General features: G+C 58.4%; 20 protein-coding genes and 1 pseudogene. 14 read left to right on the top strand and 7 right to left on the bottom strand.

Going from position 1 to position 21,621, the window contains the following annotated elements; all coding sequences use genetic code 11:
• Nucleotides 1-465: 465 nt before the first annotated feature.
• Nucleotides 466-1,431 (bottom strand): LysR family transcriptional regulator, encoded by a 966-nt coding sequence (locus RAD10_RS24570; protein WP_270163075.1) that lies wholly within the window; start codon nucleotides 1,429-1,431, stop codon nucleotides 466-468.
• Nucleotides 1,432-1,913: 482 nt separating this feature from the next.
• On the opposite strand from RAD10_RS24570, the gene RAD10_RS24565 reads away from it, so the two are divergent.
• The 9 genes from RAD10_RS24565 (at nucleotide 1,914) to RAD10_RS24525 (ending at nucleotide 10,283) form a co-directional block, all read left to right on the top strand.
• Nucleotides 1,914-2,549: a NodA family N-acyltransferase gene (locus RAD10_RS24565; RefSeq protein WP_049823391.1), complete on the top strand. Its 636-nt coding sequence runs from the start codon at nucleotides 1,914-1,916 to the stop codon at nucleotides 2,547-2,549.
• Nucleotides 2,504-3,202 carry a chitooligosaccharide deacetylase NodB gene (nodB, locus tag RAD10_RS24560; RefSeq protein WP_270163074.1) on the top strand — a complete coding sequence of 233 codons (699 nt, stop codon included), beginning with the start codon at nucleotides 2,504-2,506 and terminating at the stop codon, nucleotides 3,200-3,202. The genes RAD10_RS24565 and nodB overlap by 46 nt, the downstream gene beginning before the upstream one ends.
• 16 nt (nucleotides 3,203-3,218) lie before the next feature.
• A complete protein-coding gene (gene nodC / locus RAD10_RS24555; protein WP_461619523.1) occupies nucleotides 3,219-4,553 on the top strand; it encodes a chitooligosaccharide synthase NodC in 1,335 nt (444 codons plus the stop codon).
• Nucleotides 4,554-4,603: 50 nt separating this feature from the next.
• Complete coding sequence (gene nodS / locus RAD10_RS24550; RefSeq protein WP_461619522.1) at nucleotides 4,604-5,206, top strand: nodulation methyltransferase NodS; 603 nt, start codon at nucleotides 4,604-4,606, stop codon at nucleotides 5,204-5,206.
• Between the two features lie 180 nt (nucleotides 5,207-5,386).
• Nucleotides 5,387-6,346 (top strand): nodulation factor ABC transporter ATP-binding protein NodI, encoded by a 960-nt coding sequence (gene nodI, locus RAD10_RS24545; RefSeq protein WP_270172931.1) that lies wholly within the window; start codon nucleotides 5,387-5,389, stop codon nucleotides 6,344-6,346.
• A 3-nt stretch (nucleotides 6,347-6,349) separates the two neighbouring features.
• Nucleotides 6,350-7,138 carry an ABC transporter permease gene (locus RAD10_RS24540; RefSeq protein ID WP_461619590.1) on the top strand — a complete coding sequence of 263 codons (789 nt, stop codon included), beginning with the start codon at nucleotides 6,350-6,352 and terminating at the stop codon, nucleotides 7,136-7,138.
• A 188-nt stretch (nucleotides 7,139-7,326) separates the two neighbouring features.
• Nucleotides 7,327-8,073, top strand: a complete 747-nt coding sequence (locus RAD10_RS24535) for a sulfotransferase (protein WP_270163071.1) — start codon at nucleotides 7,327-7,329, stop codon at nucleotides 8,071-8,073.
• 503 nt (nucleotides 8,074-8,576) lie between these two features.
• Nucleotides 8,577-9,371, top strand: a complete 795-nt coding sequence (locus tag RAD10_RS24530) for an SDR family NAD(P)-dependent oxidoreductase (RefSeq protein WP_084302125.1) — start codon at nucleotides 8,577-8,579, stop codon at nucleotides 9,369-9,371.
• A gap of 306 nt (nucleotides 9,372-9,677) precedes the next feature.
• Nucleotides 9,678-10,283, top strand: coding sequence for an LOG family protein (locus tag RAD10_RS24525; RefSeq protein WP_270163070.1), 606 nt, complete (start codon nucleotides 9,678-9,680; stop codon nucleotides 10,281-10,283).
• On the opposite strand, the pseudogene RAD10_RS24520 reads toward RAD10_RS24525, so the two are convergent.
• Nucleotides 10,280-10,661: pseudogene (locus RAD10_RS24520) on the bottom strand (VOC family protein). The gene RAD10_RS24525 and the pseudogene RAD10_RS24520 sit on opposite strands and share 4 nt — an antisense overlap.
• Nucleotides 10,662-13,826: 3,165 nt before the next feature.
• Between RAD10_RS24520 and RAD10_RS24515 the strand changes: the two are divergent.
• The 3 genes from RAD10_RS24515 to RAD10_RS24505 all read left to right on the top strand — a co-directional run bounded on the left by RAD10_RS24515 (nucleotide 13,827) and on the right by RAD10_RS24505 (nucleotide 15,515).
• Nucleotides 13,827-14,105: a hypothetical protein gene (locus tag RAD10_RS24515; protein WP_270163069.1), complete on the top strand. Its 279-nt coding sequence runs from the start codon at nucleotides 13,827-13,829 to the stop codon at nucleotides 14,103-14,105.
• 490 nt (nucleotides 14,106-14,595) lie between these two features.
• The gene (locus tag RAD10_RS24510; protein WP_027544425.1) at nucleotides 14,596-14,778 is read left to right on the top strand and encodes a hypothetical protein; all 183 of its coding nucleotides are present in this window, start codon (nucleotides 14,596-14,598) and stop codon (nucleotides 14,776-14,778) included.
• 431 nt (nucleotides 14,779-15,209) lie between these two features.
• Nucleotides 15,210-15,515, top strand: coding sequence for an HU family DNA-binding protein (locus RAD10_RS24505; RefSeq protein ID WP_270163068.1), 306 nt, complete (start codon nucleotides 15,210-15,212; stop codon nucleotides 15,513-15,515).
• Nucleotides 15,516-15,698: 183 nt separating this feature from the next.
• Here RAD10_RS24505 and RAD10_RS24500 read toward each other — a convergent pair whose 3' ends face one another.
• Nucleotides 15,699-15,914, bottom strand: a complete 216-nt coding sequence (locus RAD10_RS24500) for a hypothetical protein (RefSeq protein WP_270163067.1) — start codon at nucleotides 15,912-15,914, stop codon at nucleotides 15,699-15,701.
• Between the two features lie 737 nt (nucleotides 15,915-16,651).
• Here RAD10_RS24500 and RAD10_RS24495 point away from each other — a divergent pair.
• Nucleotides 16,652-17,044 carry a hypothetical protein gene (locus RAD10_RS24495; RefSeq protein WP_270163065.1) on the top strand — a complete coding sequence of 131 codons (393 nt, stop codon included), beginning with the start codon at nucleotides 16,652-16,654 and terminating at the stop codon, nucleotides 17,042-17,044.
• Nucleotides 17,045-17,977: 933 nt separating this feature from the next.
• On the opposite strand, the gene RAD10_RS24490 is transcribed toward RAD10_RS24495, so the two are convergent.
• The 4 genes from RAD10_RS24490 to RAD10_RS24475 all read right to left on the bottom strand — a co-directional run bounded on the left by RAD10_RS24490 (nucleotide 17,978) and on the right by RAD10_RS24475 (nucleotide 20,602).
• Nucleotides 17,978-18,184: a hypothetical protein gene (locus tag RAD10_RS24490; protein ID WP_027544430.1), complete on the bottom strand. Its 207-nt coding sequence runs from the start codon at nucleotides 18,182-18,184 to the stop codon at nucleotides 17,978-17,980.
• Nucleotides 18,185-18,248: 64 nt separating this feature from the next.
• Entirely contained in the window at nucleotides 18,249-18,545 is a 297-nt protein-coding gene (locus RAD10_RS24485) for a hypothetical protein (RefSeq protein WP_156936865.1), read from the bottom strand.
• Nucleotides 18,542-18,760, bottom strand: a complete 219-nt coding sequence (locus tag RAD10_RS24480) for a hypothetical protein (RefSeq protein ID WP_270163064.1) — start codon at nucleotides 18,758-18,760, stop codon at nucleotides 18,542-18,544. The genes RAD10_RS24485 and RAD10_RS24480 overlap by 4 nt, the downstream gene beginning before the upstream one ends.
• 585 nt (nucleotides 18,761-19,345) lie before the next feature.
• Nucleotides 19,346-20,602, bottom strand: coding sequence for a pectate lyase family protein (locus tag RAD10_RS24475; RefSeq protein ID WP_270163062.1), 1,257 nt, complete (start codon nucleotides 20,600-20,602; stop codon nucleotides 19,346-19,348).
• Nucleotides 20,603-21,216: 614 nt separating this feature from the next.
• On the opposite strand from RAD10_RS24475, the gene RAD10_RS24470 reads away from it, so the two are divergent.
• Nucleotides 21,217-21,423 carry a cold-shock protein gene (locus RAD10_RS24470; protein WP_084302129.1) on the top strand — a complete coding sequence of 69 codons (207 nt, stop codon included), beginning with the start codon at nucleotides 21,217-21,219 and terminating at the stop codon, nucleotides 21,421-21,423.
• Nucleotides 21,424-21,621: the final 198 nt, after the last annotated feature.

Raw genomic sequence — 21,621 nt, 5'->3', positions numbered from 1 at the left:
CAACTTGGACGTCCGTGTAGCCCTTGACGTGTTCGACATGTGAATCGGCCGCAAATTGCGTTTCGCCAGTCGCACCAACTGATTCGCAATTTCGTCGTCGATCGACATCGATCAGCACTGTCAGAGACCAATGACATGTTGGCTCCATTCCTAGAGACTATCGCAAGCGACACATTCCATGTCGACGAGAACGACGGGACTGCGCGGCTATCACCAAAGTGGGGCGTCGTCAAATTGTCGCGGCGACTGGGTGATGTTGACGCAACACACTTGGCGCCATCAGCAGCCCGAGTGTGTTGCGTCTGCGCAGCCCTTCGCTCTCGGCTCGGCGTCATGCGCCGGCTCGGATGGCGGGGCGAAACACTTGAACGCGAAGATGCAACAAGAGAACGTTTGGCTCCTTCTGCCGCCGTTCACTAGCAGGTCGCTTTCAGTTCACATCTGAACTTTGCAATAGTGTTCCATTCACTTGGAAGGCGAATGCTCTACCAAGGCCTTTCGAGTTGCTGCAGTCGCGCGCGCCGAAGGCATGCGCGAAGCCTGCTCCAACAATATTGTCCGCATCCAGATGCTCGCCGGATCGGTATTGTGAAGGGCCGGCCATTGAACGGCCTCTGTGAAAGACGGAATTGGCAGCGGAAGATCGACGATCCGCAGGGGCGTCGTCTTTCCGTAATGCCTGGCCAGCAACGAGGGCATCGTGCCTATACGAGCAGTGCCCAGGAGCATGGGTGGAATCATGCTGAAGCTCTGCACGACAACCTCGATGCGTCGCTTGAGACCGTGCTCAATCAAGAACCATTCCTCGATCGAAGGCCTTCGGGTACGCCCGAATTTAGCCGCTACGTGTCCCATCGACATGTATTTCTCGAACGTCAGCTTGCGTGAGAACTGCTTGTTGCTCCGGCACCCCACGCATACGAGTTTTTCCTCGAACAGCGTCGCTCTTGGATGGGAGCGCGACATGTACATTTCCGGCAAGACAAGGAAGTCGATCTCACCGCGCTGGAGAAGCTCATCGGGGTCGTCGGCGAGGGGCAGAAAGTCGAACGCAACGCCAGGTGCCTCCCGTGCGACTCTCTCCACGATGGACTGAAAAAACACGACCATGACGAAGTCGGAAACGCCGATCCTGAACCTGCGGTCCGATAGAGCTGGATTAAACGCATCCCGCGAAATAATCGACAGCTGGATGTGCAGCAGGGCTTCGCGAATTGGGCCGGCGAGTCCTTCGGCGCGTGGTGTCGGGACGAGTTCTCGGCCTCTCATCGCGAATAGATCGTCGCGAAAGTAGGAACGCAACCGGCCAACCGCCGCGCTCATGGCCGGCTGGCTCAAGTTGATTCTCCGCGCTGCCGCCGTGAGATTGCGCTCCGTCATCAGAGCGTCGAGCGCGACGAGAAGGTTCAGATCAAGCCCTTTGAAACGCATGGTGGGAAGTATCCAGCCCGTGGATGTCTACCATAGAAACAATCGATTTTACCAATTTGATGCAGTGCGAGATACCAAAAACGTCGGATCGGAGTGAGGCGTACCACAATGATTATTAATCGTTGGACCAGCCCCGAGAGGGATTATCTAGCATCCTCTAAGTATCCACCGCGGCTCATCTCGAACGCGACCCCGCCGTTCCTCGGTCCGCTTACGGATGTCAAGCACGCTGGCGGCGCGTCCAAATGGATCGCGGCTCCAAGGCGATCTGCCCAAAGCGCGGCTGAAATATCCGCCCGATCTCATGCGAATGGCGCCGCGCCTCAATGTCATCTGCATCGTGAACGCGGCTCCTCCGACCGGTGGGCACTGGCCAACGCGCGCCGAGGTGTCCAGTTGGCGCATGAATGCGCCTGCGAGAATGAGTGACGCGCGTGCACAAAGTACCAGATCAAATATCGAACGTCGCAACGGGGACCACCATGAACATTGCCATATCCAACGATACAGGAGTGTTCTCCACGCACTCCAAAGTCCGGTGGAGGGTGTGCTGGGAAAACGAGTTGCAACTTGCTGAACACATCGAACTGTCCGAGTTCTTTCGTAAGACGTACGGGCCGACCGGTGAATTCAATGCAAAGCCGTTCGAAGGCGGACGAAGCTGGGCCGGCGCGAGGCCCGAGATTCGTGTCATCGGCTACGATGCGCACGGCATCGCAGCTCATATCGGCGCACTGCGCCGCTTCATCAAAGTCGGGGACGTCGACCTGCTCGTGGCTGAGCTAGGATTGTACGGTGTTCGTCCGGATCTGGAGGGGCTGGGGATCACGCACTCAATGCGGGTGATGTATCCGGTGCTGCAGCAGCTCGCGGTCCCGTTTGGCTTTGGTGCAGTACGGCAGGCGTTACAGAAGCATGTGACCAAGCTGGTCGGCCGTCAGGGTCTCGCGACGGTTTTGCCGGGAGTGAGCGTGCGTTCAACGCGGCCGGATATTCATCTCGACTTGCCGCCGACCCGTACCGACGACGACTTGGTAGTTCTGGTCTTCCCAATCGGACGTCCGATAAGCGAATGGCCGGTCGGGACCATGATCGATCGGAACGGGCCAGAGCTGTGACCTGCCCCGGCCGCTTGTCGGAAGCGCGAAGCGAGCACGTTAGCGCCACCGGAGATCGTAACGTTTACCTGACCTTTGACGACGGTCCGGATCCACGTTGGACGGCGTCTATCCTTGATGTTCTTGCCGAGCACGAGGCTCCGGCGACTTTCTTCGTCATCGGGACGTGCGCGGCAGCTCACCCGAAACTGATCCAACGAATAATCGCAGAAGGGCATGAAGTCGGAAACCACACGATGACACATCCCGATCTCTCCCGATGCGAACCAGCTGAGGTGCAACATGAGATTCAGTCGGCGAGCGACGTCATCAGGACGGTTTGTCCCGAGGCGTCACTGCGGCACATACGTGCTCCGTATGGCATCTGGACTGACCAGGTATTCACGATGTCAACCAGAGCTGGACTGGTTCCCTTGCACTGGTCAGTAGACCCGAGAGACTGGTCTCGTCCAGGCGTTCCGGCGATTGTTGACGCAGTGCTGGCGTCGGTCCGGCCCGGTGCTGTTGTGCTCTTGCACGACGGATGTCCTCCCGTCGAGCGCGAACAAGCCATCGATTGCGGTCGCGATCAGACCCTCGAGGCGCTTTCCCGGCTTATTCCGGCATTGGGCGAGCAAGGATTCGCCATCTGCTCACTTCCTCAGTCTCATTGAAAAAGAGCCGCCCCCCATGAATCTGCTTGCCACAACAAGCGTTGTCGCTGTGTCGTCCTATGCCCTGCTGTCCGCCATCTACAGGAGCACGCAGACGCTCAACGCGCTCCGAACACAGATCCCGTCCCCGACTGACGACGTTTCCGAGACTGGCCCGCTGCCGAGCGTCGATGTGATCGTGCCCTGCTTTAACGAGGACCCGCGCACGCTGTCGGCGTGCCTGGAGTCGATCGCAAGCCAAGACTACGAAGGGCAAGTGCGGGTGTACGTGGTAGATGACGGCTCGGAAAATCGTAGGTACCTGTGGCCTGTACAGGACGCCTACACAGATGATCCGCGGTTCAACTTTATGTGGCTGGGAAAGAATGTTGGCAAGCGCAAGGCGCAAATTGCAGCGCTGCGCCGCTCGTCCGGCGATTTGGTTCTCAACGTCGATTCAGATTCGACAATCGCCGTCGACGTGGTGACCAAGCTTGTACGGAAGATGCAAAATCCAGCGGTTGGCGCTGTTATGGGGCAGCTCACAGCCAGCAATCGAAGCGGCACTTGGCTGACCAGGCTGATAGATATGGAGTACTGGCTAGCCTGTAATGAAGAGCGTTTGGCGGAAGCTCGCTTCGGAGCCGTCTTGTGTTGCTGTGGCCCGTGCGCCATGTATCGCCGATCGGCGCTCGATTTGGTCCTCCACGAGTACGAGACGCAGTATTTTCGAGGAAAGCCAAGCGACTTTGGCGAGGATCGCCATCTCACGATCCTGATGCTCGCGGCCGGATTTCGAACTGAGTACGTTCCTGATGCGATCGCAGCAACCGTCGTTCCGGATAGGCTGGTGCCATATCTGCGTCAACAGTTGCGGTGGGCACGGAGTACCTTCCGGGATACAGCGCTTGCGCTACCCCTGCTGCCACGCCTCGACTTCTACATCACGCTGGACATTGTCGGGCAGAACCTCCTTCCGCTTCTGCTCGGCGTTTCAATACTGACCGCGCTTGCGCAAATCGCACTGACGAGCGAGTTGCCGTGGCCGACGGTACTGATCATCGCGTCAATGACCATGGTTCGCTGCAGCTTGGCAGCATTTCGTGCCCGACAGCTTCGCTTTCTCGCTTTCGCTCTACACAAACCGATCAGCATGTTCCTGTTACTTCCTGTGAAGGTATATGCGTTGTGCACATTGGGCAACAGTGACTGGTTGTCGCGCAAGTCCGCCAATATGCCAGATTCAGGTGAAGGTCAGGCCAGCACGCCGAGGCAGAGCGCCAGGTTAGATGCCACAGGCCATTCGGGTATTGCACCGTCGATGGGCGAAACGGCCACACGTACACATGCGTTTGACGTTGACGGTACCTGACGGGCCTGGAGGCGACGCGTAACTGTGCGCGTCAAAGAGGTGAGAAGCTCGTGAGCCTAGACAAGAACTATCAGTTGCTAGAGCGAGAATTGGTCGCCGATGATCCGTGGCGTCTGGACGCGAATCCGTTCGAGCGGGAGCGATACACGCAAATGCTTCGGATGTCGCTCTCCCGCCAAAGCATCACAAGTGCGTTGGAGGTCGGTTGCGCTGCCGGCGCATTCACCGAGATGCTCGCGCCTCACTGCAAGCGGCTCACGGTCGTCGACGTCGTGCCGCAGGCCATTAGCCGCGCACGTCACCGGACGGAGAGATGGTCACACATCGGCTGGAAAGTCGCTGACCTCCAACACTTTTCACCACCAGAGCGGTTCGACCTTATTGTTGTAGCAGAAGTCCTCTATTACCTCAGCGACACGCTGGAGATGCGCACGGCGGTCGACAACTTGGTCGGAATGCTCGCGCCAGGCGGGCTTGTGGTGTTCGGATCGGCGCGCGACCACATCTGCCGACGCTGGGGACACGCAGCCGGTGCAGAGACCGTCATCGCCATGTTGAATGAAGCGTTGGTCGAGATCGAGCGTGTCCACTGCCAAGGTGGGTCGGATAACGAAGATTGCTTGATCGCCAGCTTTCGGAGGCCGTCTGCATAAGCAACCCGCTTCGGAGGCTGACAAATGACTATGTCAGAGTTGCCGTATCGCAGACGGATCGCATTGCGGTTGTTGAAGGCGAGATCAGCGAGCTGGTCCGGCCGACAAATTGTAGCAGAAGGAATGGAAAAAATGCTTGGCGGCGTCGAAGCAGCGCCAATCTCAAGGCGAACAATCGCGATGGAGCCGGCGCCGGTCACGCCGGCTGACAGGGGGGGCGGGCGCGTATCGAACGTGGCTATCGATTTCACGGCCGTGAAAAAGTCCTATGGCGAGAAGGTGGTCGTCGACCAGCTGTCGTTCACGGTGGCATCGGGAGAGTGCTTCGGCTTGTTGGGACCGAACGGCGCGGGCAAGAGCACGATCGCGCGTTTGATGCTCGGGATGTCCACGCCCGAGGCTGGCAAGATAACGGTGCTCGGCGAGAAAGTGCCGGCACGCGCTCGATTGGCGCGCAAGCGCATCGGCGTCGTTCCGCAAGCTGACAATCTTGATCTCGAGTTCACCGTACGCGAAAACCTGCTGGTGTTCGGGCGCTATTTCGGGATGACAGCAAAGGATGTCGAGAAGATCACTCCGTCCCTTCTCGAGTTCGCCCGCCTTGAGAGCAAGGCAGACGCGCGGGTGACCGAACTGTCCGGTGGCATGAAGCGGCGTCTGACGCTGGCGCGGGCGCTCATCAACGATCCGGAGATCCTTATCTTGGATGAGCCGACCACCGGGCTCGATCCGCATGCGCGGCATTTGATTTGGGAGCGGCTGCGCGCGCTGCTGTCGCGCGGCAAGACGATTCTTCTGACGACGCACTTCATGGAGGAGGCGGAGCGATTGTGCGATCGCCTATGCGTCCTCGAGGCAGGACGCAAGATCGCCGAAGGGCCGCCACACACATTGATCGACGAACAGATCGGTTGCCCAGTCATTGAGGTCTACGGTGGCGATCCGAACGAGCTCTGCGGCCTCATCAAGCCGCTCGCTCAACGCACCGAAATCAGCGGCGAGACGCTCTTTTGCTATGCGCCAAATCCAGAGCAGGTGCTCGCGCGGCTGCGTGGGCGGACCGGTCTTCGTCTGCTTCAGCGGCCACCGAACCTCGAGGACGTCTTCTTACGGTTGACCGGTCGGGAGATGAGGGACTGAATGATGTGGGAGCAGTACGCGGCGGCTCTGCCCGCCAATGCGTGGAACTGGAGCGCCGTATGGCGCCGGAATTATATGGCTTGGCGCAAAGCGGCGCTGGCATCGCTTCTGGGAAACCTCGCTGAGCCCATGGGCGCCTTGTTCGGTCTCGGCTTCGGCCTGGGACTGATGATCGGCCAAGTCGATGGCATTTCTTACGTCGCCTTTCTGGCGGCTGGGATGGTCGCGACAAGCGCGATGATTTCGGCGACCTTTGAAACCGTCTATGGGGCCTTCGCTCGGATGAACGCCCAGCGCACCTGGGACGCCATCCTTTGCACGGAGCTCACGCTTGGCGACGTCGTTCTCGGTGAATTGGCGTGGGCAGCGACAAAGGCTGTTCTGGCAGGAACGGGAATTACGATTGTCGCCGCCGCGCTGGGCTATGCGGCGTGGCCGTCCATCCCTTATGCGCTGCCAGCTATCGCGCTCACCGGTGTTGCCTTCGCCAGCCTCGCCATGGTTGTGATAGCGCTCGCGCCCAGTTACGACTACTTCGTGTTCTATCAGACCCTCTTTCTCACACCCATGATGTACTTGTGCGGCGCGATCTTTCCCGTTGCTCAACTGCCCATCGCGCTGCAGCGCGTAGCAGAGGCGTTGCCCTTAGCACATTCGATTGATCTCATTCGGCCGGCAATGCTGGACCGGGACGCCAGCAGCGTCGGCCTGCATGTGGGCGTACTTTGCATATACACTGTGGTCGCGTTCGTCGTATCGGCTTTGCTGCTTCGCCGCCGGCTGATGCGTTGAACAAACCATGCCCCACATAGTGTGAATCAGTTCTGCGGAAATTTGCGGGTGTGGAAGCCGGCGGCAAGAATGCTCGTATCTCACCGATATATCTGGCCTTGTGGAACGATAGTATCACGTGCGGGCTGATCTAGCCTCATTGGTTAGGGGCCGAACCGTCTCGACCGAGTCAATCAGGAGCTGTCACAATGTTGAAATCGGAACGATCGCCTGAGCCATTCGTCATCCTCGCGATGCCGAGGAGCGGCACCCACTATCTGGAAGAATTGCTCAATGAACATCCGAACGTGGTGAGCAACGGGGAATTGCTCAATGAGTATGATCCAAATTGGCCCGACAAGGCGCGGCTCCTACGTAGCGATCGTGAGCTTCTGGAGTGCGCCTACTTGCGCTATCCAACGCCGAGCGACAAAATCGACGTGACTCATGTTGGCTGCAAGATCAACGAACCGCAGTTTCATGACCGTCCGGGGATGATGGCAGAGCTGGCCGGTTGGCCGCGCCTTAAGGTCATCGTGTGTCGTAGAAATCCGCTGGAATCGCTCCGCTCACTCGTGCAGGCGAGGCAAACCGGTGAATGGCTGAAATACAGCTCTGATAGCGACGACTCGCAACCGCCACTCGTCAGCCTAAGCGTCAGCACCTGCGAAACCTACTTCAAGACCACCGCTGAGTTCCACGATAGGATCAGGCAGTCCTTCGCGTCGACCAACATCCTCGAGCTGGAGTATGAGACGCTTCTTCGCGAGCCGCACCTGTGCTTGGAGTTGGTTTGGGAATTCCTCGGGGTTCGTATGCGGAATGTTTCCGGTCGCGTCAAACTTCAGCGCCAGGAAGTGCGACCGCTCGACCAAACCGTAGAGGATTTTGATGAGTTGCGTCGCCAATTCAAAGAGGGACCTTACGCCAGGTACTTTGAGGCTGCTGACGCCTGAGGATGGCCTTCTATTCCGTGGCGCCCGCGTTCGAATGCCCCTTGGTGGATTGGGGCAAGAGCAGCGGTATGAACCGCTGGGGTTGCTAGCGAGCGGGCGTCTCGAATTGGCATGCACCATTGGATGGACGGATGGGTGCCCCTCCTGTTGCTGATAGCTCCGCGAGGATCGGGACGAGCCGCGTGCGGCGGCATTCAACATCGGCAGGACCTTCACTCGCGCGTTCAGCCCAGATCTACTGAACGAAGTTTTGCGCAGCTGTGCGCGAAAAGAGTGAAGGTCATTTGCCGCGGTCCTCGCGTTGCCGCTGTCGGAAAGCCAACGGACTTGATGTCTGGAACTCGCCAAGCAGGTCGTAAACCACGGGGCCTGGCTTCGCAACACGCGTGAATCACTCTGTCGGTAGAGATGGCCCAAATCCTGCACCAAGAAGGTTGAGTGTAACCTGATAGGAGGCGTGTTTGAGGGCCGATCTGCCGAACAAGGATGCGGTCGCCAGACGAATGTCGGTTGACAACGAGGGCAGTTCATTCAAATCGGACAAGGCACGCGGCCGGCGGAGAGACCGAAAGACGCTGCTGCTGACCGGAGCATCGCGTGGGATAGGTTACGCCACCGGAAAGCTGTTTTCGGAAGCAGGCTGGCGGATCATCTCCTGCGCGCGGCAACCGATCGATGCCCGGCGATGTCCTTGGGAGGCCGCATCCGACAATCATGTCCAGCTCGACCTCAGCGAGCATCGGTTGCTGCCGCGCGCTATCACCGAGGTTAAAGAGCGCCTCGCGGGCGCGCCGTTGCACGCCCTGGTCAACAACGCAGCGATGTCACCGAAGACGACGAGCGGCGCACGACTAACATCGTTGGCGACATCGATCGAGACCTGGATGGACGTATTCCATCTCAATTTGGTGGCTCCAATTCTGCTTGCGCAGGGGCTCTTTGGCGAATTGAAAGCTGCGTCTGGATCGATCGTCAACGTGACCTCAATTGCAGGCTCGCGGGTGCACCCCTTCGCTGGCAGTGCCTACGCGACTTCGAAAGCCGCTCTTGCGTGTCTCACGCGCGAGATGGCTCACGACTACGCGCCGCATGGAATTCGTGTGAATGCAATCGCCCCGGGCGAGATCAAGACGGATATTTTGTCACCGGATACGGAAGCACGGGTCGTACCGAACATTCCACTGCGCCGGGTGGGGACCCCTGAAGAGGTCGCTAAGGTCATCTTCTTCCTGTGCTCGGATGACGCCAGTTATATCACCGGCGTCGAAGTGCCGATCAATGGTGGCCAACACCTCTGATCGGCTGAAGATGGACCGATCGGTGCACGACACAAGCTTGTCTCCCTGGCCGACACCTGCGACCGTCAATCGAAACTGCAATGACGCGACAGTCAAAGAATTCAGGTCTGCAATCTGGCCAGGAGATCCGTTGCCCCGGACGAAGGTGCAACACATTTGCTCGTGCGGTCGCGTTGCCGAAGAGCGCCGCTTGCGATCAGGAGTCGTCAACCCAAAGCTTGCCTGTTCAGATGTAAACTGGCTCCCGTCATTCAACGCAACACCTTGGACTAGCGAAAGACTTCGCTGCAAAGCATCATGGTACCAATGAGCACGATCAAAACCGTCTGTGTCTATTGCGGCTCCGGTCCCGGGACCAATTCCCACTTCATCGAAGGCGCCAAGGCATTCGGCAAGGCGCTCGCCGAGAACAACATCCGCCTGGTCTATGGCGGCGGTTCGCTTGGCCTGATGGGCTCGGTCGCCACCTCCGTGCTCGATCACGGCGGCATGGTAACCGGCATCATTCCCGAATTCCTGCGGAAGCGCGAGAATGCGCTGACCCGCGTGCAGGAAATGATCATCACGCCCGACATGCACGAGCGCAAGCGGTTGATGTTCGAGCGCTCCGACGCCTTCGTGGCACTGCCGGGCGGCGTCGGCACGCTGGAGGAGCTGGTCGAGCAACTGACCTGGAAGCAGCTCGGCCGTCACGCCAAGCCGGTGCTCCTCGCCAATATCGCCAATTTCTGGGAGCCGCTGTTGTTGCTGCTGTCGCACATGCGCCAGATCGAGTTCATCCGCACCGGCTTTTCCGTCGATATCCTCAAGGCCGATTGCGTCGAGGACATCCTGCCGAAGCTGAAATCGGCGGCGGCCCAGATCGCCGAGGCGGAAAAGCAGCTCGCGCCGGACATCGTGCGGAAGCTCTAAGATTCTTCCGCCGGAAACGTCGCCGTTTCGATCCGGTTGCCATCGGATCGAAGGCGAACGCTGCGTAGTAACGCATGCGGTCGTGCCGGCGGATGCCCGGCGCGCCGTCGGATGCGCCGCGGGTCGCAAGGGCTGCGGCATGAAACGCGTCGACCTCGGCCGTAATCTTCGCCCGCAGGCAGATATGCACGCCGCTCTCCGGTGCTCCGTACCGTATCGCCTCGCGCAGATTGATCCAGAACTCCGGATAGGCCTTGCGGAAGCCAATTGTGCAGTGCCGTGTGACCAGGCGCGGGAGCCCGCGGGCAGCAGCGTGGCGTCGTAAAATCTTGCAGAGCGTTTGAGATCGCTGACGCCGACGGGGATGTGGTCGATCATTGCTAGTGCTCCCCCTCTCTCCTCCTCATCGTTGCGAGGAGCGAAGCGACGAAGCAATCCGGACTGTTACCGCGGAAGGACTCTGGATTGCTTCGCTTCGCTCGGTGTTTGTGGTGCCGCCGGTACGTCCGCCGCCGCAGCCTACGCCAGCGCACCGACTTCACACGGTAGCAGGCCGCGTTCACCCAATGTCACTGTAGAGACTTGCCGCCACGGGCATCCGGCGAATTTTCTCGTAGTGCAAAATTGCGAGCCTAAGGTCCGGTGTTCTTTCAACGCATTTAGGAAACGAAATGTGCCGAGCAGGCTGATCACGTGGTGGCTCTATGCAAAAAGCCCGCCGTTGAACTCTCCTCATGCTGACTATTGCACCTCAAGACTGATGGAACTCGGAAGCCAAATGCTCGCGTATCGCCAGCGGATTTTCGGCGGCGCCGTACTTCAGCCGCTCTGTGAGGACGCGCTGTCATTCGTCTTCCTGCCTAGCAGCTTTCCGGTCTTGCGATCTACGAAGTGCAGCTGGGAACAGGCGGGGCAAAACACGCCTTGAAACTGGTGTTCGGCAGCTTCGTCGTCGATTAGCCGATGCTGAACCACAACTCGTGTGATCGGGCAGAGGAAAGTGATGGTGCGCATATCTGCCCCATGCTGCTGGGCTCGGGTGAACAGGAAAACGGCCCGGCAGTGCGTGACCTCGCAACCAGCGCAGGTCCCGGCGTGCCACTCGGGATTAATCCAAACTACGACACCTGAACCGGGGCCGCCTTGTTCTCGCGCAAAACGCCAGCACCGATTTTTCAGATCGATGATCAATGTGTCGATGGCACGACTAATGTCTCGCGATCTTCTTCAATCGGAGTGAACCGAACTCCAAAGCTGCGGCATCTCGATGGTGCATGGCACAAACACGGATAGAGGTCGGTCAGGAGCGGCCTTCTGACGAAATGTGCTTCAGGAGCTGCAAGCGCTGTGCAAGCTTCCGAGAAAGGTCGGGTTGGACATCGCGTGCGCTCGCTGCCAGCTCCAGCGACAGGCTGCATGAACATGGTCGCCGCCCGCAGGCGCTAAATGAGTCCGGATGACGGTCATGCGGGAACTTGCGCCTTTGGCGTTAGAGAGCGCAAGCAGGCGCTGCTGCATGATCGTTCAGGAGAGTTGCGCTCTCGGCAGTTTCCGTATGCGGCCCGGGCCGACCAACCGCATCGACGCAGCTGGCGGCCTTGGTCGCGCCCATGGCGGGACGAGCTTGGCTCGATCGCGTCTAGCTGCGAATCGTACTGACAACGGCATTGCGACCAGCACGAGGCAGTCCTAAAACCAACGATTGCTTGTGAAACGCACATAGCTTTTTCGGCGCTGAAGAGGGCGTGTCGCTGAACTCGAAACCTGGCTGATATCTCGATCCATCGAGGATGCTTGCTCGTGCACGTCGCTCGGGAGCGCCGGAGCCGGTGAGTGGCATGGCGCTCACGAGAACGTGGCGAAGAGCAAGAGAGCGCCCCAAAGCACCAAGCTGAGGAGAAGTGCCGCGAGCGGCCACCGAGTCCAAGTCCTCAGGGGTTGGGAGGCATCAGGAGATAAATAGCCATCGCCCTCGTTCAGGTGTAGTTTTGGTGTGCGCCAGTGCATCATTCATCTCCTATTTCGTGTGCTTCAATTGTCGACGAGGGGCCGATCTCGTCGACCAGAACGATCGCGCCCGCCACCGAGCGGTCACGATCTTGGTGTGGACAAGCTCCGATCATCAGCCGTCACATGCCGCCGGGAAGTCTCGTGCGGCGCAGCGCCTAGTTCCCGGGCTCGATTGTTGCCCGAGAGTGCCGCGATAAATGTCTTCCTCGGCTCGTTCCCGCTCCTCAGCGGCCGAGGTCGCGCGCAGCCAGACGATCAGGCTTTTGCAGCACGAGGCAGGAAGTGAGCTCGGCTCATGTCGAGAAACTCGGAACATCACGGAACGGTCTCGTCATAGCTGAACTCCGCTGTCGACCTAGATGATGTTCTAGCTGGACATCCTGCGGCTCGTTGCCAGATCAATGTAGGATCGCTTTGACTGCTTCGAAGACCTCTGACAGCTTTGCATCAAGGAGACGCTCTACCTTGGTCCGATCCAGTTCCGTTCGTCGGAATCGCCCAGCGGACAACCTCGGCTTGCATCGCCGGCGCGCCATTTAAGGTCGAAGTAACGGTCGGTTCGGCGGTCCATGGTGGATCAGGTTCCTCTCTGTGAATCGTTTACAGCACTAAGGCTGGTCAAGCCGGCGAGGGGTCATAGTCAGCGTAGCTGACCGTCAGCTGACGGACTTGAGGGTTTATGCGAACGCGAGCCGCTTTAAGGGCACGCGTTGGCTCGCCGCGATGGCGGGCCTCCAGCACGCCAATGCGATCTTGGCGACCAGCGGCCAGGATTTGGGCCGGAGGCCAGACGACCGGCTTCGCACATTCCCAATCTGACATTTTTTCATAAGCGCTGATCGAGCGTACGAACCGCGGGTGCTGCACAACCGAAAACAGGACGCGCCGTGTCGGAGAGTATGGAAGCTCGTCGTAGGGATTCAACGCGGCGGCCGAAAAAGCTCAACCTGAGTGCTCCAGACTTTGCCCATCGCAGCTTGCCGCGTTGACGCATCACGGTCGGCGCGTACGCCGTCAGCGCCGGCGCGTCGCCCGCGAGCAGGGCGAATGCTTTCTGACGGTGCTGAATTTGCGCAGATAGTCAGAACGCCTTCGACTTGGAAAAGGTCGTTTGCGCCGCGGTCCAAACGCGAGGGCGGCCGGCGCTCGTCTGCTCGCCTTCAAACCCCAGCTTGAGCCGACCCAACTGAGCGCAAATGCACCGCCTCCTGAATGATCTGATCCTGACACCGCTGCTGGCGAAGTGCGGCTGACTGATGGCCATTATGAATGTCACGCGGTTTGCATCGGCGCATTTCCTGCCCAAACGACCGTGCCCTATCCATCAGGTCAGCAAGGAAATGGCTGTTCCGCACCACCCCTCTTGTCACTTCGGGGCTCTATATCTCACGAAAATGGCGTAAAAGTCATGGATTTCATGGAAAATTACGCCTTTTCATGCCAAGCCGTGCTCAACACCAAGTTCGCTACGGCCGCCTTCATCGCTAACTGATCGATTACGTTCTGGCGGAACGCGGCTTCAATCCGCCGGGCATGATGTTTCCGGTCTCCGCGGCCATTTTGGACAACATCAACGCTTATCAGCGGAGTCTTGAAAGCTATTCTGTCCGCCTGCTCCCCTTCATCAAATGGAAGGCGACGGGCGAACGGAGTGTTCGCGTCCTCAACGAGACGGCAGATTTCCAACGCTTCTTCGATGCCACTGCCACGCCTCACGCCGAATTTCTCTATGAATGGCGTGGCAAGGACAATCGATACAGATCTTCCGGTGGAGACGAGATATCTGGTATCTTAGGATACGTTCAGGCGTAGCGTGACGGAGATCGTCGACATGCGGGGCGGCACTGTCGATCTATTATTTCGCTTCTCCACCAGAACAAGGGTGTTCTGTCGATACGTGGCTGGGAAAAGGAATTTGCCAAACTGACCGACAACGAGGCCGCCGAGATTGAGGTGAGCTAGGAATTCGTTTCCTGAGTGACTGCATCCGAGTGCAGGCGCACACCGATGATTCAGCGCCGCGCGACCAGGTCCCAGTGCCACATCGCTCCTATCGCATGCGAGTCACACTTGACGGCGCTACTATGGCGCGCCTCCGAACATCGGGCCGTCATTCGTCCGGAAAACCCTTCAGTGTTTCAATTGTAGTTGACTGAATAGAAGGCAGCACTTTTGCAGATATCAGGACGGAAGTGAATTCGCAAAAGCGGTTTATAAATCGCACGAAATGCGACGCGTCGCAACATTGCCAATTTGATCTTTCGTGCTAGAAGCCCCGCTCAACAACGAGTGGAGATTTCCAATGGCGAAGAAAGTGAAGAAGGTAGTCCGCCGCGAGTACACGAAGGCGGACGTCAAAGAGCTTCGCGCGCACTCCAAGGCTAGGGTGCCGGTAGCGAAGATCGCAAAGTCTATGAAAAGGACGGAAGGTTCTCTCCGTCAAAAGGCAATCAAGCTCGGCATCTCTCTAGGGCATCGCCGGTAAGAGAGAGGGGATCAGCTTTGTGCTTCTGTCCCGACGCCACCAGTATTAGCGGGCCCTGAGTTTCCTTCAGAGGTGACCTGTCCGCGCGAGCGTTACGAAGTGTGAAATAAAATGAGGCTCGATCTGCGATCATCACTCGTCTGCGAGATCCAAGAGGGATTGGCTCTGATTGCTGCGCTGACTGCTGCATCGGCCAAATTCAAGCATTCACCTGCATACCGAATAGGGCATTCGCCGTCCACCTGTGACGCGTGAGCGAATGCTGGAAACAAAGATCGTTGTGTTTTTGCTTCCGATAGGTTTTAAACCGGTCGACTTCATCACCTCAGTGAATGAAAGTAATTCGTGTAGTTTTGCCGTGCTCGAACAAGAGGAAAAGAGCCGGCGATACATCACGCACTGTATCGTTCGGCGCTACAAAGGAATTCATCGTGGCCAAGATGACCAAGAACGAGCTCATTGACGCAATTGCTCAAGGAACGCAAGTTTCCAAAGGTGACGTAAAGGCCGTCATCGAGCAGTTGGCGACCGTCGGCTACAAGGAGTTGAACGAGTCTGGCGAGTTCGTCATCCCCGGCTTCGTCAAGATGTCGGTCGTGAACAAGCCTGCTACTGAAGCCCGCAGCGGAGTTAATCCTTTCACGAAGGAGCCGATGGAATTCGCAGCCAAGCCAGCCAGCAAGTCGGTCAAGGCGTCGCCGCTCAAGGTTGCTAAAGACGCAGTCGCGACATCATGAGGTCGGCTGCCGTGGATCGCGCTACGTGGCGTTGGTGCGAGGACGGATGGCGGACCGAGGTTGCCACTGCCGGCGTAGGCATGCCGTAAGAAGCTCATCGGCCAACGGCTGGTTGTCAGCCGAACGAGTGCTGACCCGCCTGGCAGGGAGCCGCCAGTTGGGAAACGCAGTCCGGGACGACGGTCACGACCAGACGTGCGGATCGTTGGCGAAGACGAAGCGGATCTCGCTCGTCTTGCCGCCAGTCGAGGCGCTGGCGAGGCTTGGCCGTCGGCGGCAGACGTCAAAATCGTCGCGATCGATAACGCAAAAGTAAAAAGCAAACCCTAATGGACGCCGCGGCGCGCGAATTGGTGCGATCCGAACGTTGCTTTCACCGAGCCCGAGGAAAGACGCCATTCATTCCGGCGATGCGACGATCGTGGCCTTTGCGCTTCCGGCCGTAGTACTGCGCCGAAACGAACTAAGCCGGACAATGGCTGCGGCCTTGGTGTGGCGGATGGCGCCTCGTAGCCGTTGTGACGCTGCTGCCTACGACATGCCGATGATGATGGTTGTCATGACAGCGCTGTCGGCGTCTGATCGGCAGTTGCATCATCATTTGGGGTAATCGGCAGCAACCGGCAGCCGCCTGGATCCCGCGAACTCATACGGACGTTGATGATCGGCGCCGATCGGCCGGCGGTTCTTGACGTCTTGAGCCAACGGCCTGTCATCGGCAGCAATGCCGTGGGAAGGACTCGGCACTGCGCGGAACGGACGTGGTCTGCGCCCCAGTCGGTGAGTTGCTTCGGTATGGCTATTCGGACTATGCAGGTATCGTCGAGGGGCCGTTGCACCTTGCGATCGCGAGGCGTAGTTTGGGTTTCGGCCAGTCCTATTTATACCAGCATGGCCCGCCCATTATTCCAGTTTATGGACATTCAGGTGGTCATTCTTGCTCGGATGCGCAGGGTTGTTGACGAGATCTGCGAGTATGTGTCCCGGTACGACACCGGCGGCCGGACCAATGTCGCCTCAAAAGTCCTGGGAGCAACCACCGGGGGAGAGACGTCGACCGACTGTGTACGGCAGGTTCGCCGCGAAACGCTCTCGAAGGCGCCGACGATGTGGCGATAGTCACAAGAGGGTGCCGCGTGAACTTCCAGGTCACGGTTCTTAAGATCCTGGTGAGCTATCCGGATGGGTTTGCCGTGATGGCGGACTTGAAGCGCGACATGGCGATCCTGGCGACCAGCGGTAGCGATTGGGCCGAACGCACCCGACGACTGGGTTCGCTTGTGCCCGACCTTGACATCTTTTCGCAAGCCTTGATTGAACGTATCAACGGCGGGTGGCGCATAACGGAAAAGGGACGCGCCGTCTTGGAGTTCATGGAAGCGCGCCCCAGGCGTCCGGAGCCCGCAAAAGGTTCGCCCGAGTGCTCCATCCCCGCTGCCCCGCTGCCGGTGCTCGCGCGCTCAGGTCGGCACGGGCGGCGGCAGCGCCGCCGCTCCGACCACGCGCGAAGAAGCGCAAACGCTTCCTGATCCGCTCGCACAAAAGGGACATTCGGCCGGACCGCAGATTCACAGGATCAAGGCAGGCGTCAGCCCGCGCCGATAATCCGGTCTACTCGCATGGTCCCGTTGGTTTCGAGGGCGTGCTCTAGAGGCTTGATTGGACAACACTCCATCGCAGGGGGAGAAAAAGAGGACCACGATCAGGAAACTCGCGCGATTTGCACTACCATTGAAGCGCGGCCGTGAAAATGCGCCCAGAAAAACGCAGCTGGTCTTCTCGGATTACACGACCGGGACATCCACAAATCTGCTGGGTTAAAGACGAACGGCTCTCGTGTTTGCGCTAGATCAATTCAACCTGCCCGGGAACCGATACTGTTTTGCACATGCCAAAGCCGCTCGCCGACTGAGCTGTTGCGGCTGCGTGGCCTGGGAGGTCCGGACACCTCCTCGCCACGCTCCTCGCGAAAGGGTGGGAGAAGTGCAAGATCCAGTCAGAAACCAAAACTGCCGTCCTCAAATCTTCCTTGTTGATGAGACGAGGGCGCGCACGATCGCAGCAGCGCAAGTGGCCTCAACTGACGCATGGCTTGAGGCATGGCTTGCCCGCTTCCTGCAGGTCCTCAGACAACTTGGAAAGCGAGGCTCCGCCTAACGCAAACCGGTCCGAATTCCCAGAGAGACGGAAGCACGTTGTAGCGCAATCCGCGCTGTTTGCGCCAAACCTTCGGCTCTAGGGTACATTGACCGGTGGCATGGATGCGGTTGGGCGCGGCACGAAACCAATCTGATGCTGGCTGCGCGCCGCCAGCATAATCACAAAGGTCACAAAGAGGATTAGCAGGCCGCGCATCTAAAAAAGGCTCCAATATCGGTAGCCGATATATGAATTCGTTGACGTGAGTGCCATAGCGGCGCTCCTGCGCGCGTAGGCCGTCGCCATCGACACGGCCGTACCGGCTAGGAGGCCGATATCATCGGCCTGGGGCTCTCGAACACCATGGGAAAGATCGACGCTCGCAAGCTTTCGAGCGCGCACTCTTCCTCCGACAGGCGTCTGCAGACGTACTGCCGGTCGTGTTCGGTGAGCTTGGTCTTCAGCAGTCTTCGGTGGCGCTGGATGGCGCTCAGATGTGTGCGCATGCGCGCCAAATTGTCGTCCATCATGGACGTCATCCTTCCAATGCTCGTTGATGATGCTTTCGCTTGCCTGATCGGCCTGAGCATCCGATCAATTCAAGAAGGTCAGTCGGCTCAAGCGAAGCAGCCGAGAGCGAGAGCGCTTGGTTTCGCGCTCGACAACTAGTTGAGATCCAATTCCGTGCTCAGCCGGTCTGAAATGTGTTCCGGACCCATGCCGCTTGATCCAGTCCCGTTCAACCGCCAATGTCAGGCCCGTTTGGAAAACGCCGCCGGTGCGGCTGGCATCGCAAAGGAACTGGCCGTTGGTTGGGCTCGATGCCGCCGGCGATCGCTTGCGTGCCGCGGCTTCCGGATCGGCGAACGGGTGGCCTGCACCGAACTTCATCCAGCTTCGCCCGGACCTGAAAAGATCGATGCGGGCGGCGCGGTACGCGGAATCGGCAGCGGACGCTCCGTCGGGCGTGGCGCCCGCGCCAGATTTCCGCCCTTCACGTCGTAGCTGCCGGCCAGCTTCAGCAACCGCTGCCTGGTGAACGGATCGGCCCGCTCGGCGAGATCACGCGCCTGCTGCGCCAGTTTTCTGTAGAATTCACGCCCCATAACACACTCTTACTGGCCGCCCGGGTCCTTGGGCGTGGCGTCAAGCCGTCGCTCCGGAAGACTGCAGATCCAAATTACTCATGCCAGCCCTCTCAAATCTGAGATATTCCTTTATTTACGCCGCAAGACCGCCAAATGCCCTGCAGTCACGATGGAAAAATGCGTTCTTTGGTTGCAACAGCAGGAATAGGGCGCCGCATCCGAAAGTCTTTTTGTTAGCCCATCGAAGCAGCGCGGCGCAGCAAGAGCTGCTTTCGTCGACACATGCCGGGCATTTTGTTTTTGAACCGATCGCATCTGCCGATGAGGTCTCAATCAGTTCGGAGAATATCGTGTTTCGTGGACGGTGACTTGGGCGAGCAGGAGGCTGAATGAGACCCGCCGAAGCTTCGAGGCAGTTGCGCGCTTGCAAAAAAAATCGATGCGTCTCGGAGTGAGGATCGACTGGCCTGAACGCTCAAGGCGCTCTTTGAAGCGCAGCTGCCACGGACCGGGAATTGTTCTGCCCGGAAGAGGGAGAATTCCGCGGTACTTCGGCCAGATGCGTGCGCGCGGTCGCAGCTTCGCTGGATCCTATCGGAAAATTCAAATGTGGCCGGGACCTGCGTTGCCGGTGACCAATGCCGGGACATCATCCGCCTGGAAGGGACGATGAATAGCCGCCTTCGGAAGAGCGCCAAAAGATCTAATGACGCTTTCATCCAGCCGGAATCCATTGATCCGCGGCGCGGGCCTCGCGATGTTGCCCGCACACATGCGTCCAAGCATGGCTAGGCAGAGGTCTTGCATTTCTCGATTTACGCCTCCCAGCGCGCCAAAGACATGCCCACTCTCGGCCCTGATCGGGGTTTCAATGTTGTCGAAGTAGTTGCCCTCAATCAGGCCTTGAACAGATGGTCCGGCGTCCAGCGCGTGGAAGAAACCATTGCGCTGCAGCAGCTCGGTGTTGTGGAAGTAGTTGTTCACCAGGTGAATGACCGACCGTAGACCGTCAATGTGCGGAGCCCGTCCGGAGACCTCATGGAAGTAGTTGTTGGCAACCGTGATCGACTGAGGACTGCCAAGAAAAAGAAGGTTCCAGTAATGCGCTCCGTTGCAATAAGAGGAGTAGTTATCCCTGCCATCAAAATCGTTCCACGAGACCGTGATATTCGTCGTCTCCCCAAGGCCGCCGGCAATCATCTGGCGCCCGATGTTATGAAAACGGTTATGATCGATCCAGACCCGGTTCGCTCGCGAAATCGCAATCGCATCGCCCGCGAAGACAATGCCGGGATTGATGTCAACGATGGTCAGATTGCGGACAATGACGTTGCTCACACCATTCAGTCGCAGTCCCTTGCCCCTGATTGTAGCGCTTGATCCGACGCCAATCACGGTCTTGTTTGATCCGACCTCCAAGGGATGTTTGCCCGCTTTATCGAAGCTGACTTCCATTTTGAGCTTGCCGTCGCAGTGCGTGTCGAGCCCATCCAGGAGGAGAAGCGATTCACCCTTGTAGGGCGTCTGACAGGTGTTGCTGTATTGGCAACCCGGACCCTCGCCGCGCCCTTCCGCTCCTGTGAAGTCTATGGTCCCGACAATCTGGACAACGCGCGGACTATCATCCTTGCAGATTCCGGAGCTATACGAACGACACAATTGATAAGTCAGATCTTTGAGTGAGTTGACCTGAACAACTTCGCCTCCCAGGCCGCCCGTGGTTCCAGCACCAAATCCCTGTGCGCTGTCCCATCTCGGATTGCTCGCTGCGATAGCACCGGAGATCCCAACAATGCCGGCGAGTCCAGCGAGCATCCCCAATAACTGTTTCAGCTGGCACACCGCTTGCCTCGTAGACATCGACTCTCCATCGGCAAATGAAAGAAACGTTGAAACGACCCATAGTCCCAACGGCCAGCCACGCGGATCAGTCTTTGTGGCATTGTTTGCATCCCGGCTCGACGGTGCCGATCCTGTGATCCATCTAAATGCACCGGCCTAGCATGTCACAAGAAAAATCTGGAACGTAGTGCACACGTTCCGTGGTCTGGCAGTGGATGGCCCATTCCCATAAGATTCAAGTCTGCCAATGATTGAGCGGCCCGCCCGGTCCGCAGAGGTCTGCTGGTCAATTGGGTCGCTGCCAACGTCAGTCGCAACGAACTTCAACATCACCTGGATGAGCCGATCCAGTGAGTCTCGTGATGTGATCTACACAGGACGGATGACTACAGGAGAGAGCGGCCGAAGTCATCGCCTTCCGTATTTTGTCGTACCAGGGTTGTCGGATTGAAGACATTCGCTGCGTGGCACTCAAGAACGACAGACAAAGAAGCCCGCAAATCCGCACCAAACACACGGTCTTCTACAACTATTCACAGCGCGTTGGGAGCGGCACGCGAGTTGCTGAGGTGAGCAACGCGGCTGCTAGATCGCAGCGCGCGATTCAGTGTCGTTTTTAGGGAGCAAAGACAGTGGCGACTGGAAGCGTGAGATGGTTCAACCCGACTAAAGGCTACGGCTACATCGCGCCGGACGATGGCGGCCGTGACGTGTTTGTTCATATCTCTGCGGTGCAGAGGGCTGGCTTGGTCCTACTCCCACAAGGAGACAAGATCAGCTATGAACCAAAGATCGGCCGCTCGGGGAAAATATCAGCTGAAAACCTGCGCCTCATTTAGATTCTGCTTTGGCAAGCGGGGGCTGAGGTCAGGGGCCATATTGGCGTGCGTCTTGTGCTTTCATGACTTGGTTTCACTTCTCTCTCGCGACGCTTATCCCATAGGGATTCGATCATCTTTTTCGAACGAAGGGCCGGCTCCCAGCCGGCGTCAATAAAGTAGCCAGTTGGGAAGCGTCGCCAGCAGATATCGCTCGAC

It is taken from the genome of Bradyrhizobium sp. 23AC, assembly GCF_054863025.1.
This window is presented reverse-complemented; position numbering and strand designations above follow the sequence as displayed.

What these genes read in the sequence shown, in the direction of transcription:
- RAD10_RS24535 (WP_270163071.1), top strand. Translation starts at nt 7,327, where the DNA reads ATGTTGAAATCGGAACGATCGCCTGAGCCATTCGTCATCCTCGCGATG.
- RAD10_RS24515 (WP_270163069.1), top strand. Translation starts at nt 13,827, where the DNA reads ATGATGTTTCCGGTCTCCGCGGCCATTTTGGACAACATCAACGCTTAT.
- nodB (WP_270163074.1), top strand. Translation starts at nt 2,504, where the DNA reads ATGGCCGGTCGGGACCATGATCGATCGGAACGGGCCAGAGCTGTGACC.
- RAD10_RS24525 (WP_270163070.1), top strand. Translation starts at nt 9,678, where the DNA reads ATGAGCACGATCAAAACCGTCTGTGTCTATTGCGGCTCCGGTCCCGGG.
- RAD10_RS24475 (WP_270163062.1), bottom strand. Translation starts at nt 20,602, where the DNA reads ATGTCTACGAGGCAAGCGGTGTGCCAGCTGAAACAGTTATTGGGGATG.
- RAD10_RS24510 (WP_027544425.1), top strand. Translation starts at nt 14,596, where the DNA reads ATGGCGAAGAAAGTGAAGAAGGTAGTCCGCCGCGAGTACACGAAGGCG.
- RAD10_RS24490 (WP_027544430.1), bottom strand. Translation starts at nt 18,184, where the DNA reads ATGATGGACGACAATTTGGCGCGCATGCGCACACATCTGAGCGCCATC.
- RAD10_RS24565 (WP_049823391.1), top strand. Translation starts at nt 1,914, where the DNA reads ATGAACATTGCCATATCCAACGATACAGGAGTGTTCTCCACGCACTCC.
- RAD10_RS24570 (WP_270163075.1), bottom strand. Translation starts at nt 1,431, where the DNA reads ATGCGTTTCAAAGGGCTTGATCTGAACCTTCTCGTCGCGCTCGACGCT.
- nodC (WP_461619523.1), top strand. Translation starts at nt 3,219, where the DNA reads ATGAATCTGCTTGCCACAACAAGCGTTGTCGCTGTGTCGTCCTATGCC.
- RAD10_RS24480 (WP_270163064.1), bottom strand. Translation starts at nt 18,760, where the DNA reads ATGGGGCGTGAATTCTACAGAAAACTGGCGCAGCAGGCGCGTGATCTC.
- RAD10_RS24485 (WP_156936865.1), bottom strand. Translation starts at nt 18,545, where the DNA reads ATGAAGTTCGGTGCAGGCCACCCGTTCGCCGATCCGGAAGCCGCGGCA.
- RAD10_RS24530 (WP_084302125.1), top strand. Translation starts at nt 8,577, where the DNA reads ATGTCGGTTGACAACGAGGGCAGTTCATTCAAATCGGACAAGGCACGC.
- RAD10_RS24540 (WP_461619590.1), top strand. Translation starts at nt 6,350, where the DNA reads ATGTGGGAGCAGTACGCGGCGGCTCTGCCCGCCAATGCGTGGAACTGG.
- nodI (WP_270172931.1), top strand. Translation starts at nt 5,387, where the DNA reads ATGGAGCCGGCGCCGGTCACGCCGGCTGACAGGGGGGGCGGGCGCGTA.
- RAD10_RS24500 (WP_270163067.1), bottom strand. Translation starts at nt 15,914, where the DNA reads ATGGCGTCTTTCCTCGGGCTCGGTGAAAGCAACGTTCGGATCGCACCA.